General features: G+C 59.7%; 12 protein-coding genes and 1 tRNA gene. 5 read left to right on the plus strand and 8 right to left on the minus strand.

The features are described from left to right. Window positions 1-204: 204 nt before the first annotated feature. The 3 genes from PAQ31011_RS10510 to PAQ31011_RS10520 all read right to left on the minus strand — a co-directional run bounded on the left by PAQ31011_RS10510 (window position 205) and on the right by PAQ31011_RS10520 (window position 3,445). The gene (locus PAQ31011_RS10510) at window positions 205-1,728 is read right to left on the minus strand and encodes a fumarate hydratase (protein ID WP_150575715.1); all 1,524 of its coding nucleotides are present in this window, start codon (window positions 1,726-1,728) and stop codon (window positions 205-207) included. 64 nt (window positions 1,729-1,792) lie between these two features. Next, window positions 1,793-2,362 (minus strand): TIGR00645 family protein, encoded by a 570-nt coding sequence (locus PAQ31011_RS10515; RefSeq protein WP_150575716.1) that lies wholly within the window; start codon window positions 2,360-2,362, stop codon window positions 1,793-1,795. Window positions 2,363-2,518: 156 nt separating this feature from the next. After that, entirely contained in the window at window positions 2,519-3,445 is a 927-nt protein-coding gene (locus tag PAQ31011_RS10520; RefSeq protein ID WP_281349993.1) for a DMT family transporter, read from the minus strand. A gap of 325 nt (window positions 3,446-3,770) precedes the next feature. Here PAQ31011_RS10520 and acs point away from each other — a divergent pair, with 325 nt between their 5' ends. The 5 genes from acs to PAQ31011_RS10545 all read left to right on the plus strand — a co-directional run bounded on the left by acs (window position 3,771) and on the right by PAQ31011_RS10545 (window position 9,069). Further along, window positions 3,771-5,753, plus strand: a complete 1,983-nt coding sequence (acs, locus tag PAQ31011_RS10525) for an acetate--CoA ligase (RefSeq protein ID WP_150575717.1) — start codon at window positions 3,771-3,773, stop codon at window positions 5,751-5,753. A 27-nt stretch (window positions 5,754-5,780) separates the two neighbouring features. After that, a complete protein-coding gene (locus tag PAQ31011_RS10530) occupies window positions 5,781-6,443 on the plus strand; it encodes a DUF4212 domain-containing protein (protein WP_150575718.1) in 663 nt (220 codons plus the stop codon). After that, window positions 6,440-8,458 (plus strand): sodium:solute symporter family protein, encoded by a 2,019-nt coding sequence (locus tag PAQ31011_RS10535; RefSeq protein ID WP_150575719.1) that lies wholly within the window; start codon window positions 6,440-6,442, stop codon window positions 8,456-8,458. The genes PAQ31011_RS10530 and PAQ31011_RS10535 overlap by 4 nt, the downstream gene beginning before the upstream one ends. Window positions 8,459-8,545: 87 nt before the next feature. After that, window positions 8,546-8,636, plus strand: a tRNA-Ser gene (locus PAQ31011_RS10540). 136 nt (window positions 8,637-8,772) lie between these two features. Beyond that, window positions 8,773-9,069 carry a hypothetical protein gene (locus tag PAQ31011_RS10545; RefSeq protein WP_150575720.1) on the plus strand — a complete coding sequence of 99 codons (297 nt, stop codon included), beginning with the start codon at window positions 8,773-8,775 and terminating at the stop codon, window positions 9,067-9,069. Window positions 9,070-9,127: 58 nt separating this feature from the next. Here PAQ31011_RS10545 and PAQ31011_RS10550 read toward each other — a convergent pair whose 3' ends face one another. The 5 genes from PAQ31011_RS10550 to PAQ31011_RS10570 all read right to left on the minus strand — a co-directional run bounded on the left by PAQ31011_RS10550 (window position 9,128) and on the right by PAQ31011_RS10570 (window position 14,433). Further along, on the minus strand, window positions 9,128-9,982 hold the full coding sequence (locus PAQ31011_RS10550) for a tyrosine-type recombinase/integrase (protein ID WP_246179467.1): 855 nt from the start codon (window positions 9,980-9,982) through the stop codon (window positions 9,128-9,130). Window positions 9,983-10,163: 181 nt separating this feature from the next. Continuing rightward, a complete protein-coding gene (locus tag PAQ31011_RS10555; protein WP_246179468.1) occupies window positions 10,164-10,391 on the minus strand; it encodes a DUF4224 domain-containing protein in 228 nt (75 codons plus the stop codon). Window positions 10,392-10,421: 30 nt separating this feature from the next. Next, window positions 10,422-11,222, minus strand: a complete 801-nt coding sequence (locus PAQ31011_RS10560) for a rolling circle replication-associated protein (RefSeq protein ID WP_174990061.1) — start codon at window positions 11,220-11,222, stop codon at window positions 10,422-10,424. A gap of 922 nt (window positions 11,223-12,144) precedes the next feature. Further along, window positions 12,145-12,366, minus strand: coding sequence for a hypothetical protein (locus PAQ31011_RS10565; RefSeq protein ID WP_150575723.1), 222 nt, complete (start codon window positions 12,364-12,366; stop codon window positions 12,145-12,147). Window positions 12,367-13,548: 1,182 nt separating this feature from the next. Further along, window positions 13,549-14,433 carry a nucleoside triphosphate pyrophosphohydrolase family protein gene (locus PAQ31011_RS10570; protein WP_150575724.1) on the minus strand — a complete coding sequence of 295 codons (885 nt, stop codon included), beginning with the start codon at window positions 14,431-14,433 and terminating at the stop codon, window positions 13,549-13,551. Window positions 14,434-14,437 lie beyond the last annotated feature (4 nt).

Genomic DNA, 14,437 nt, shown 5'->3' on the forward strand with positions numbered 1-14,437 from the left:
GAGCGGTTGAAGAGTAGCCTGAAAAGCGCGGAAAGCCAAGCCCCACAAGGCTTTTCGTGAATGGTAATGCGAGTTATTCTCGCTCGCTTCCGTGACATTCCTCACCGTCGCAACTGCAGTCGACCACTCTACGGAAGACGAAAAAAAGCCCGGACGAATCCGGGCTTTTCCAACTGACTGACGTCACGTCAGACTTAGCCGGAGTTACTCAGCTGCGACCGGAATCTTGCCGATCTTGGCTTGCCATTCCTTCGGGCCGGTCTGGTGCACCGAGACACCGGTCGAATCGACGGCCACCGTCACCGGCATGTCCTTCACGTCGAACTCGTAGATGGCTTCCATGCCGAGGTCTTCGAAGGCCAGCACGCGCGCGCCGCGAATCGCCTTCGACACGAGGTAGGCGGCACCACCGACGGCCATCAGATAAGCGGCCTTTTGCTTCTTGATGGCTTCAATCGCTGCGGGGCCACGTTCCGACTTGCCGATCATCACCGACAGGCCGAGCTTGCCGAGCATCAGATCGGAGAACTTGTCCATGCGGGTCGACGTGGTCGGGCCTGCCGGGCCGACGACTTCGTCGCGCACCGGATCGACCGGGCCGACGTAATAAATTGCACGGCCCTTGAAGTCCACCGGCAGCGGTTCGCCCTTGGCGACCATGTCGGCGATGCGCTTGTGCGCAGCGTCGCGGCCCGTGAGCATCTTGCCCGAGAGCAGCAGGGTCTGACCCGGCTTCCAGCTCGTGATTTCTTCCGGCGTGAGCGTGTCCAGATCGACGCGCTTGCTGGTTTCCGTGTTCGGTGCCCAGTGGACGTTCGGCCAGGCGTCGAGCGACGGTGCGGCGAGGAACGACGGGCCCGAGCCATCCAGCGTGAAGTGCGCGTGACGCGTCGCTGCGCAGTTCGGGATCATGGCGACCGGCTTGGAGGCGGCGTGCGTCGGGTAGTCGAGGATCTTGACGTCGAGCACGGTGGCCAGACCGCCGAGGCCCTGCGCGCCGATGCCCAGTGCGTTGACCTTCTCGAACAGCTCGATACGCAGCTCTTCGTTCCAGTTTTGCGGGCCGCGCTTGATCACGTCATGGATATCGATCGGGTCCATCAGCGATTCCTTCGCGAGGACCATGGCCTTCTCGGCCGTGCCGCCGATACCGATGCCGAGCATGCCCGGCGGGCACCAGCCGGCACCCATCGTCGGGACCGTCTTCACGACCCAGTCGACGATCGAGTCGGACGGGTTGAGCATCACGAACTTCGACTTGTTCTCCGAGCCGCCGCCTTTGGCTGCGACCGTGATGTCGACCTTGTCGCCTTCCACGATTTCGTAGTGGATGACGGCGGGCGTGTTGTCCTTCGTGTTCTTGCGACCGGCTTCCGGCGGCGCGACGATCGAGGCGCGCAGCACGTTGTCCGGGTGCATGTAAGCCTGACGCACGCCTTCGTTGATCATGTCGGTGAGGCTGCGCTTGGCGTCCCAGCGCACGTTCATGCCGACCTTCACGAACACGGTCACGATGCCGGTGTCCTGGCACAGCGGACGGCGGCCTTCGGCGCACATGCGGCTGTTGGTCAGGATCTGCGCGATGGCGTCCTTGGCAGCGGGGCTTTCTTCGGCCTCGTAGGCGCGACCCAGTGCCTGGATGTAATCGTCCGGATGGTAGTAGCTGATGTACTGCAGGGCACCGGCGACGCTCTGAATGACGTCGTCTTCTTTAATGACGGTAGACATGAAACGGCTCTCGACTTAGTGGGGACTGGTTTTTTTGTACTGACTTGCTACGACTGAATGCTGTTCAATGCTGCGCGCTCGCATACGCGGGCGCATGGCTGTCGTTCGTCATCTTGTTGACGTAGGCCATGACAACGGCGGAAAGCAGGAAAGCGCAGTGAATGATCACTTGCCACATGATGGTGTGCGGCGTTTGCTGGGACGCATCGATGAACGTCTTGAGCAGATGAATCGACGAGATGCTGATGAGCGCCATCGACAGCTTCACCTTGAGCACGCCGGCGTTCACGTGATCGAGCCATTCGGGCTCGTCGGGGTGGCCTTCCACGCCGAGGCGCGAGACGAAGGTCTCATAGCCGCCGATGATCACCATGATGAGCAGGTTCGAGATCATCACCACGTCGATCAGGCCGAGCACGACGAGCATGATCTGCGTTTCGTCGAAGGTGGCGGCGTGCGTCACCAGGTGGAACAGTTCGACGAGGAATTTGTAGACGTAGACGCCTTGCGCGGCGATCAGCCCGAGGTACAGCGGCAGTTGCAGCCAGCGGCTGAAGAAGATGACGCGGGGCAGAGGGCGCATCGGACGAATGCTGCGCGGCGGCGCATCAGACGGGCGGCCAGGAGTCGACATGGCTATTTTGAAGGGGTGTTGACCTGCGCCTCGTGACGCGGGCTCTAGTTATCGGTTACGCAAATCGCAAGCAAAGTGCACGGGCACGGATAGCGCGGCGCGCTATCCGGCATGGCGGGCATTTTACAACGTCTTGGCGGCGACACCGCGTCCGATTCAGTCTCGGGCTGGCAATAGCGTCTTTCGCGATCCGGCGGACGGTAGCGCCGCGAGCACGATCCCTGCGACCGTCAACGCCAGCGCGCTGCCCTGCGCGACGGACAGCCGCTCGCCCAGAAAGATCACGCCGTAGGCCGTGGCCGCGACCGGCACCATGGCCGTAAAGACCCCCGCAAGCTGCGCGCTGACATGGCGAATCCCGCGCATCCACAGGAAGAACGAGAAGACGCTTGCGGCGAGTCCGTACCAGACGATCAGCGCCCAGTGCCCCGGCGTGAGGGCCGAATAATCCACGGCCATCAGCCCGACGATGCCCAGCGGTAGCATCAGCGCGCCGCCGATCAGGTGCGTATAGGCGCAGATATCGATGGCCGAGAGTTCCGCCGCAAGGCGTTTCGAGACGATCACGTAAATCGCTTCGCAGACCACCGCGCCGAGCACCAGGGCGTTACCGAGCCATGCCCCGCTGGTAGCGTCGGCCCCACCCGCGCCGTGGGCGTCGCCTCGCGAGGCGTTGAGCAGCGCAACGCCCGCGATCGCCAGCCCGATGCTGATGAGTGTGCGTCGCGACGGGTGTTCGCGCAGCACGGCCCAGGACAGCAGCGCGACGCAGGCGGGTAGTGTCGCGGTGATGACGCCGGCTGCGGTGGCCGTCGTCATGCGCACGCCGTAGAGCATGAGTAACGTGAAGAGGAACGTGCCGAAGAACGTCTGCACGAAGAGGTGGCCCCATTGGCTGCGGGTGACGCGTCGCATGCTTGATGGCCGGTAGCGCGGCGCAAGCGCAATGATGGCGATGACGAAGCGCCAGAGCGCGAAGGCAGCCACTGGCATGACCGCGACCATCGTCTTGCCGATCCCGACATTGGTGCCGACGAACGTCATCGCCAGCGCCAGCGCAAAACTCGGAAATCGGGCGAACAGGCGGTCGGTGCCGGTCGGTGCGGCGTGCGTGGCCGTGGGGTTGGGCCGGGTCGTTTGAGGCGTAGATGTCGAATTCACGGGCGCTCCGGGCGATTCCGGGGTGGCGGGACGAGGGTGATAAGCGTAGGATTGTAGCGATTACGCCACACTTTGCTGCACTGCGACAACGCGTTTTGCGTGAGCCCCGCACGCAAGGCACGGGAGTCGAATGCACCAGTGTAAGGCGTTAGTAAGTCGCTCGTCTTAATGTGACGTTAGGTGACGATAGCGATGTGTTTTGGCTTGATTGCAATGGTATTTGCATATCCATAAGAGGGGACAACTCATGGCAGCAATTGAATCGGTATTGCAGGAGCAGCGCGTTTTCGCGCCGCCGCAGGCGCTGGTCGCCAAAGCGAACATTTCCGGCATGCCCGCCTATGAGGCGCTGTGCGCCGAGGCCGAGAAGGATTACGAGGGATTCTGGGCGCGTCAGGCGCGTGAGAATCTGGCCTGGCACAAGCCGTTCACCAAAGTCCTCGACGAGACCAACGCCCCGTTCTATACGTGGTTCGAAGACGGACAGATCAACGCTTCCTACAATTGCCTGGACCGCCAGATCGAAGCGGGCCTGGGCGACAAACCCGCCATCCTTTTCGAAGCCGACGACGGCACGGTGACCCCTGTCACCTATCGCGACCTGCTCGCGCGCGTGAACCGCTTTGCGAACGCGCTCAAGGCAAAGGGCGTGAAAAAGGGTGACCGCGTGGTCATTTACATGCCGATGTCGATTGAAGGCGTGGTCGCGATGCAGGCGTGTGCCCGCATCGGCGCGACTCACTCGGTCGTGTTCGGTGGTTTCTCCGCCAAATCGCTCAACGAACGCGTGATCGACGCCGGCGCTGTCGCGATCGTCACCGCCGACGAGCAGATGCGCGGCGGCAAGGCACTGCCCCTGAAGGCCATCGTCGACGAAGCCCTCGCGATGGGCGGCTGCGAACACGTGAAGTCGGTGATCGTCTACCGTCGCACGGGCGGCAACGTCGCCATGCAAGCGGGCCGTGACGAAGTGTTGCAAGACCTCGTCGCCACGCAGTCGGACCAGTGCGAGCCGGAGTGGGTGAGCGCTGAGCATCCGCTGTTCATCCTCTATACGTCGGGCTCGACGGGCAAGCCGAAGGGCGTTCAGCACAGCACCGGCGGCTATCTGCTGTGGGCGTCGCTCACGATGCAGTGGACGTTCGACATGAAGCCGGACGACATCTTCTGGTGCACGGCCGACATCGGCTGGATCACCGGTCACACGTACATCGCGTACGGCCCACTGGCAGTGGGTGCGACGCAGGTCGTGTTCGAGGGCGTACCGACGTATCCGAACGCGGGCCGTTTCTGGGAAATGATCGACCGTCACAAGGTGACGGTGTTCTACACCGCGCCGACGGCCATCCGTTCGCTGATCAAGGCGGCGGAGCAGACGCCGGAAGTGCATCCGAAGCAGTACGACCTGTCGTCGCTGCGCATTCTTGGGTCGGTCGGCGAACCGATCAATCCGGAAGCGTGGATGTGGTACTACGAGAACGTCGGTCACGGTCGTTGCCCGATCGTCGACACGTGGTGGCAGACGGAGACGGGCGGTCACGTAATCACGCCGTTGCCGGGCGCGACGCCGCTGGTGCCGGGTTCGTGCACGCTGGGTCTGCCGGGTGTTGCGGTGGCTATCGTCGACGAAACCGGTCAGGACGTGCCGAACGGTCAGGGCGGGATGCTGGTGATCAAGCGTCCGTGGCCGTCGATGATTCGTACGATCTGGGGCGATCCGGAGCGTTACAAGTCGAGCTACTTCCCGCAGGAGCTGGGCGGCAAGATCTATCTGGCGGGTGACGGTTCGATTCGCGATGCGAAGACCGGCTACTTCACGATCATGGGCCGTATCGACGACGTGCTGAACGTGTCGGGTCACCGCATGGGCACGATGGAAATCGAGTCGGCGCTGGTGGCGAACCCGATTGTGGCTGAGGCTGCGGTGGTGGGGCGTCCGGACGACACGACGGGCGAGGCGATTGTCGCGTTCGTGGTGCTCAAGCGTTCGCGTCCGACGGGTGACGAAGCCAAGCAATTGGCGTTGGAGCTGCGTAACTGGGTGGGCAAGGAGATCGGTCCGATCGCCAAGCCGAAGGACATCCGTTTCGGTGACAACCTGCCGAAGACGCGCTCGGGCAAGATCATGCGTCGTTTGCTGCGTGTGATTGCGAAGGGTGAAGAGATCACCCAGGACACGTCGACGCTTGAAAACCCGGCCATTCTGGACCAGTTGAAGCAGGCGCAGTAAGCGCGGGTTCGATCCGCTTCGCCGGCAATGACGACACGCTCGCGGTCCGGCGCACACGGCAACGCTGCTGCGCCGGAATCCCACGACGCCAACGGCCTGTCCGCTGATATCACGTCAGCGGGCGGGCCGCGTTCGTTGTTGGGGGCGGGCAAAGCTGACGAGCAGGACGACGCGTCGCCGATCGCCGCTGCTGCGATTGGTGACATCGACAAGCACGGGACCGAGTCCCAGTCGACGGATGCGAATCCCGGTCCCGGTGGTTCGCCTTCGGTATCCTCTGCTGACATCGATATCGACTGGCATGGCGAAGCTACCGCGATTGCGGCGCGTCACTGGCGTCGGACGTTGTGGCTGGTGGCGGTGCTGATGGTGATTGGTTTTGTCGTGACGTTCGTGCCGCAGTTCTGGGCGCGAGAGTGGGTGACGATGCGATTCGCTGGCTGGCCGTTGCCGTTTTACATGGGGGCGCAGGGTTCGATCCTGATCGACATTGGCCTCATCATCGTCTACGCGTTGATGCAGCGTCTCAACGATGCGCGTTACCGCGACGCGTTGCACAGGTTACGGGAAGCGCGTCGTGACAGCCTCGGCCTGCCGGACGACACGCTGGAGCGTGCGATGGCACCCGCCACATCACGTAGCGCTGGCAGTGCTTCCACTCGCGCCGCCTCGGCGCAAACCTACCGATGAGTTTCACGCGCAGGCTGCTGCGCTACTACCTGTATTACACGGCGGGATTTCTCGCGTTCGTGCTGATGATCGGCTTGCTCGAGCGCGTCAACGGCCCGGGCGTATGGATCGGCTACGCCTTTCTTTTCGTGACGATTGCCGTGTATGCGGTGATCGGTCTCATCTCGCGGACGTCCGACGCGACCGAGTACTACGTCGCCGGGCGTCGCGTGCCGCCGATGTTCAACGGGATGGCCTGCGCGGCGGACTGGATGAGCGCCGCATCGTTCATGGGCTTGGCGGGTTCGCTTTACGTCTCTGGGTACGACGGCCTTGCCTACGTCATGGGATGGACGGGTGGGTACTGTCTGGTGGCGTTCCTGCTCGCCCCGTACTTGCGCAAGATGGGGCGCTACACGGTGCCCGACTTCCTTGGCACGCGATACGACAGCAATCTGGTGCGGGCGTTGGGTGTCTTCTCGACGATCCTGTGTTCGTTCGTGTATCTCGTCGCGCAGATTCAGGGCGTGGGGTTGATCGCGTCGCGCTTCATCGGTGTCGAGTTCACCATCGGGATCTTCTTCGGGCTGGCGGGCATTCTCGTCTGCTCGTTTCTGGGCGGTATGCGCGCAGTGACTTGGACGCAGGTGGCGCAGTACATCATCATGATCACGGCGTTCCTGGTGCCGACGGCGATGATCGGCCATCAGACGGGCAACGGCTGGTTCCCGCAGTTCAGTTACGGCGAGGCGCTGGCGAAGGTCGAGGTGCTGGAGAAGGAGCTGCGCAATTCCGTGCCTGAGCGCGAGGTGCGCGACTACTACCGCGAGCAGGCAGAGCAGATGCAGCGGCGACTGGACGGATTACCGGACACGTTCTTTAGTGAGCGGGCGGAGTTGGAGCGGCAGTTGCTGGACACGAAGCGTCGCAATGGTCCGCTGCGGGATGTGAAGGTACTCGAAGCGAAGCTGGAGGCGTTTCCGCGCGACGTGGGTGAGGCGCAGAACCAGTGGTTGGAGATGCGCAACCAGTATGTGGAGCGCAGCGAACCGCCACGCGCGATGACGGAGCCGTTTCCGGCACGCGACGACACCACGCGCAATTCGCAGCGTCTGAATTTCTTGCTGTTGATGGTATGTCTGATGATCGGGACGGCGAGCTTGCCGCACATCCTGACGCGCTACGGCACGACCGCGACGGTGCAAGGCGCACGCAGCTCAGTAGGATGGACGTTGTTCTTCGTCGCGTTGTTGTATGTGAGTGCGCCGGCGTTGGCGGTGATGCTCAAGTACGACGTGCTGCTGCATCTCGTCGGCGCGCGCTACGACAACTTGCCGGGATGGGTGACGCAATGGCGTCACGCGACGCCGGTGCAACTGGACATCTCGGACGTCTACCGCGACGGTGTCGTGCAGTGGGGGGAGATCTGGATGCAGCCGGACATGCTGGTGTTGGCGGGGCCGGAGATTGCGGGGCTGCCGTACGTGATATCGGGGTTGGTGGCGGCGGGTGCGCTGGCGGCGGTATTGTCGACGGCGGATGGTCTGTTGCTGACGATCGCGAATGCGTTGTCGCACGACGTCTACTTTCACATGGTGGACCGGAACGCATCGAGCCAGAAGCGGGTGACGACGTCGAAGATATTGCTGTTATGCGTGGCGATGTTTGCGTCGTACGTGACGTCCCTGAAGCTCGGGAACATTTTGTTTTTGGTGGGGGCGGCGTTTTCGTTGGCGGCGTCGTGTCTGTTCCCGGCGCTGGTGTTGGGGGTGTTCTGGAAGCGGACGACGAGGCTGGGCGCGACGGCGGGCATGGTCAGCGGGCTACTTGTGTGCGTGTACTACATCATGACGACGTACCCGTTCTTCACCCGCCTGACGGGCTTTGCGGGCAGCCGTTGGTGGGGTGTGGACCCGATCTCGGCTGGGGCGTTTGGTGTGCCGGTGGGCTTTGCGGTGGCGATCGCGTTCAGCCTGCTGGGTGGCCGCCCGAGCGAGCGAGACCGCCATCTCGTAGACCATCTCCGACGCCCGTAACGACGGGCGTCCAAAGGAATTTGACGCTGCATTTCACGAAAGAGGGTGAGATGTTGCTGCCGACCTGCTATAATGCGCGACCATTCAGGAGAGATGGATGAGCGGTTTAAGTCGCACGCCTGGAAAGCGTGTATAGGTTAATAGCCTATCGGGGGTTCGAATCCCCCTCTCTCCGCCAAAAACAAACAAAGGGCTTCCCAGTAGGGAGGCCCTTTGTGCGTTTACTATTGGGTGGATGTTTACTATTCGATTGGGCTGATCCCGCAAGCTACCCACGATCACGTGAGGGTAAGTTGAACACGAATGAGAACAATATGAGCAAGCCTGTCGATCAAGAAGGCCAGACCCCTAACAAGAGTGCGCGCAAGGAAAACCCGTGGTGGTGGCGAACGTTTGGCCGAAGAGGTTTGCTTCAACTCGTAATTGGCGACCTGTTTGCCGACAAGAACAACGCTGCGTCAGTGATCGCGATCATCTTGGTTGCGACCCTTTGCTATCTAGTCGCCTTCAAAGAAAAGTACGACCTCACGGCGGGGATGATGAACGTCGTTTTCGTCGTCATTGGATATTACTTTGGAGCCAAGCGAAATTCCGACGATAAAGAAGAGTGAGGAGAGTGCGAAGACGAAAATGTGCGCTTAACGCTACGTATTGGAGTCATGTGACTGGCTAGCGAAGTGGCTTTACTCGCTCTGGCTTACGGCGATAGACCCTCGCTGTTAGACGACTGTCGGCATGGGCTAGAAGTGTTTGAGCGTGCGTCAGTGATTCTGCGTCGCTCGCACATTTGGCTCTAAGGTCGTGTTCGGTAAACCGGTTCGTGAGCTTTGTCTCAGCCAATACGCGCCGCATGAATCCTTGCCACATCGAGTCCCACGAACCCGCTCTACCTGTTTTCTCGTTGAGGAAGCTATCGCCACGCTGGGTGCAAAATAACCACTCAGACCGTTTCCACGGCCTGACCGCCTTAGCTTCATCGACGGCCTCTCGCAATGCGTCAGTCCATTCGATGATTAACTGCTTGCGCGTGCTGTTGGCCGTCTTGGCGGGCATGACGTGGATGCCGTCCTCTTGTAGGTCATCGAGACGCAAACGAAGCAAATCGCCACGACGCAATCCCGTGAGCAACTTGACGCGGATGTACGCCTGAATCGCGAGGACGCTTCCAGCCTTTCGCTTCGACGTCAGCGAGAAGCATTCCAGTACCTCCCAGTCTTCAACGTATCGAGTTCGAGGCGGAATGCTTGCCAGCCGTAGCTCGCCCTTGAACGGATGTCGGTCGATGTATCCCCACTCGACAGCCTTCGTCAGTGCGTGCGATAGCACTTCGATCTCGCGGCGGGCAGACACCTTTGCCTCGCGCTTATCGATGTACTGATAGACGTGACGAGGCTTGATGCTGTTGAGCGGCATTCGCCCGAACACAGGTTTCAGCGCTTTCACTGCGGAGGCGTTCTGTGCTTGTGTAGTCACTGCCTTGGTTGGCAATACCTCTCGTGTATATCGGTCCAGCAGCTTGTCCATGGTCCGGATGTTCTCCAGATCGCCAAGCCGGTCGGCCCACACTCGATATGCCTCAGGCAGCGAAGACCCAAGACGAAAGGTCTTCTTGTCATCCCACATCGATTCGAGACCGGGCGGCACTTGGTAGTAGTACGCGTTACCAATGTGCCGCCACCGCGTGGGCAACCCCTTGTTTCGGGCGTCACGCTCTCTTGGCATTCATCGACCTCCAATCCGGTTCAACGGAGGCGGCACGCGCAGCTGTAACGCTTTGCGCACCGAGCGCGAGGGCAACGTGTTCACTCAGGACAACAATCGTGCCATTCGGCCGCACGCGATGCTCAATGCCCATCATTCGCAGTGCGCGCGCTTGAGCGGAGTACATGCGGCGTCCGGTGAGCGCAACGACTTCCTCCGGTTCGAGAAACATCGAGGATAGATTTCTCATCGAGGCTCCTTATTACACCTTCGTTGAGGACGCTGGCCGCTCACGCGTCGCCATCCAGAAGAAGCCTCCGGCCTGACACCAATGCTGCTGATGCCCAACCAGTGAGGCTCCGGTGGAGAGTGCTGCGTCGTATGCAGCAGCGATCGCCTGAACAGGGCAATCCTCAAGAAAGTGTTGAATCGTCTCCGGCTCAGGAATCTTGATGCCACGACTTGCCCAGTAGCGCTTCTCATTGAGCTTGTGTTCGTCAAAATTCTTGACGATGTACTTCCCGATGTATGTGGCGATCTTGTGGCGCAAGCCGACTTCGCGATTCGGGTTGCGCACATCAACGTTGCCATTCCCCTCTCCCACGACGCGAAGCCAAAGTGCGCGCAGGACGCGATAGTTCTGACGCCCTTTCACTGCTATGTGCAGATGCCAAGCGCCGCGTTTCTGGCGCTCGGGAACGGCGACATACTGAAAGTCTTGAATCCGACCGAGTAGACGTCGCAAAGAGTCGAAGTCGCGCTTGATTCGATTCTTGTCGAGGACGTTCTCGCGGTACGTGAGCGTTATCATCCGGTCGGCTCCGATGGCCTTGCAGCGAAGACGGACCTGCTGCTTAGCACGCTTTGCCGCGCTTAACCTGCTCTCGTGAACATCCTCAGACTCACCGCGCTTTGCTCGCGGCATAAGGTGGATAGACTGGGTCTTCATGTAGCGGTCAAATCGAACGGCAGACGCCTCCACTTGCCCATCTTCGAACACACGTCGACGGACAATCCACTCACGACGGAACGGCGAGTAATCCAATACGTTGGTGTCATTCATCGCAAACCTCAATCTCTGTGATCGGCATTCCCTTCGCATTGATTGCTCGGGGGTAAGTTTCTGCGGTGCCTGATCTGGCCTGCGATTCCGATGACTTGTACGTTAAGTGTTATTACTTCAAGTCTATGGGCGCACTTCGTGCGCCCGCCGTCCTCGACCCTGCGGGCGGCGGGCGCTCGCAGTGCTTCCTAGCTCGTGTCAGTAACCTTTCACGAACACGACGAGCGATAGCGCGCCGTGGACGACCGAAAGGCTTGGCATGAAGGCCAGAATGCAAAGGTATGAGGTGATGGCGGACGCAGGAGGTGATACCCGCTGCTCGGTCACGCAAGCCGCGCTGAGCCGCGCGACAACCGCCCGGACTCCGCAAGGCACGCATACGCAACCCTCTCTCCGAGTGCGGCGCTGACACTCCCGACGCTAGACGTCCTGAAAGACGACCGGCTTACAGAAGTACAAACGTCAACGAACGAACCAACGGGTGAGGTTGGGTTACGACGGTCTTACCTGCTGGGTGAGAAAGGGAATTTTTTGGATGATGGCCGCAGTACGACGATGGACACTGCCCGCGATGGGATCTTGGCCGAGCTCTCGTATAAATGCCCCAGCAAACGCCCTTGAGCGCGAATTGACTTCCAGCGTCTGTAGCCGGAAGTGGTGATGCTATGCACTGAACACAATCGGAAGCCACATATGGAAGCGTGGCGAGAATGTGGGGCTATTAAAGCAGCGCGTGAACGCACCGTATATGGGGAAATTCCGATTGAAGCGACGGGGAGGGGAGTGATGGCGTGCATGGCGAAAGGCTTGGCGCGAAATTGAAACAGCAAGAGCGCATGAGGGTGGCGCAATGCTGTAGAGACAGCCGAAACATGCGGGGGGCCATGCCGTTGGCAGAGTTGGATGAGTTGCTGGGGTACGACTACGCGTCGAGGCAATCAGCCTTCAACTTGTGGCATTCACAGACGAGTTCGACGGTCATTTCGCCAAGCTCTTCGAAGATCGCGAGCAGGAACCGATGAGGTATTTCCTTGCCTGCGTCGGTGTTGGTACACATCGTCAGCGCGAGGATGCGTTCTGAGAGGGTATTGAGTCTGTCGACGGAAGCGTGGACTAAGGAAGCTGCGGGGAGATGAAGCGTCATGCGGGGCACCTCTAACTAGCCAATCTGAGATTCCCGCCACCCGCTGCATTGCGCAGGGGCGGGCGGGCACTGGACTAGGTTGACGAACCGCTGGTCACTCGGATTAGGCGGCACACCCGAAGGTGTCCCAATCCAGGCCCGCCCGTAGACGTCGAGGCGTGGCACAGCGCACACGAAAGCCGCAAACATCGCGGCTGTGTGCCCGAGATAAGACCGTTCGGGTCGTCAAACCCGGTCGCGTTTGGGGCGCGACGGGAACCAGATTACCGATCCGACTTTGAGGGCACCACGCGTTCGGAGTCGCATTCTAGGTCACTCGTTGAGATTCAGATCATTCCGATGCGTCAATAGGGACTCTTCTCGTACGGTGGGTGTCTTCACGCCACGAGGCCGTCACTGGGATTCGGACCGGGTTATTCGCAGATTCTTCCTAAACTCTCAAACGTACGCTCTAATGTTCTCATGGACTTTTGGAGGGATGAATGTAGGGTTTCGTCGGCAGAGACAATCCTCGTAAACGTATGAGAAATATCGACTTCTCGAATACTCGTCACCAGTAAATGTAGGGTTCGTTGGCGAGTTCCTGTGCGGCGCGATGCAAATTCTAGTCGTGATTTCACGACAGGCTTGTGCTATAGGACGCGGCTGGATCCATAGAAGTATCGAAAATCCGCGATGTCTGCTTAGCCAAGGTGGGATCTCGCAGAGTGTTGTACCTCAAGGTGGTATGACAGCAAATTCGGCGGGTCCCGAGTGACATCTCTGTTCGATTTCGCTAGACTTCGGCGATTACAAGCCTACGAGATACACGACATGATTCGCGTCACGATTGAAGTTGTGCCGGGGGGCGATGAGTCGCGACGCCGTCACGTGGGAACCATCGAAATCGCCAACGACGGCACGGGCGACGAGGAGCGAGGAAACTACTCGATTAGGCTCTCGAAGTTCGGAAACCCCGCGCAGACTTGGATCCGCGGTGTGGTGAAGGGGTTTGATCGGATTCGGCGCGGTCCATACGACCTTCTTTTCCAATGCCTTGATGCGACCGTCGGGCGTCGCCGGTAGCAAATCGCCAGACGCCGAGCGAACCCCTTCGTATTCGGCTCGAACAGGTGAAGGTGTGCGGGCTCCGATACACAAGCGGCCCTCCCCCCCCTCAAACTAACGCTTTGTTCGACAGCGTCAAAGCAGGCTTATTGTCCTCCGGACTAGATCGCAGTGGATCGTCCCTTCGCCTCTCTCTCTTAATGCGCGCCAGACCTTGTAGCCCTTCAAGATGGCGTCCTCCCACTGCTTTCCTGAGCATCGACCGACTTCTAACCTAGAGGTAAGGCCTTTTATTGTGCGCAGCAAATCGTAATCAAGCGTCGTCACGTCGTCGAAGTAAGAGGTCTTGCTAGCAACTTCGAATACAAGTGCAGAGATAGCCTCATCAATAACTTGTGCACGTCCCCCGTCCTCGTTCTCATCAACTTGCGGATTTGATTTCCGCTTCTTGCCGAACAACTTGCGCATTACCGGGGACCAGCCGAGTACCGCAACGTAGGAGAGGTGGAAGACGTCATGAAGCCGATATCCGTCATCCTCATAAGTGTTATCTCTCAGGTCGTCGCCAAGAGGGGCTCCATCCAGACTCAGCTTTACGCGTTCCTTACCATCTTCGTCACGGATAGTCCGTACAACAACATCAAATTTTCTTGGGAACTGTTCACTCTGCGAGAGTTCTTCATCAAATAGCTTGGCACCAAACAATGGGTTGCTATGCTCGTACCATCGATCTGATATTTTGCTGAGATTTCCCTTAGCAATTGACTCAAGGTCAAGGCCCTGTCTGGTTGCAATGGTTGCGACATACCAAAGAATATCGCCAAGCTCTTCTGCGATTTTTTCATCAAAAATCTTGTAAGCAGCCCCGTCTCTTAAGTATTTTTTATACTCGGTTAGTAAACTCCCGGCCTCGCCGGCGAGCCCCAATAGTGGAACCATGGTGCTGGTCATCGCGTCGGAGTTGCGATTTTCAGTTTGATCCGTCTTCTCCGCTTCCTTCTGATAAGTTGAGAACAGCACCGTT

This window comes from Pandoraea aquatica, from assembly GCF_902459565.1.
GTDB classification, from domain to species: domain Bacteria; phylum Pseudomonadota; class Gammaproteobacteria; order Burkholderiales; family Burkholderiaceae; genus Pandoraea; species Pandoraea aquatica.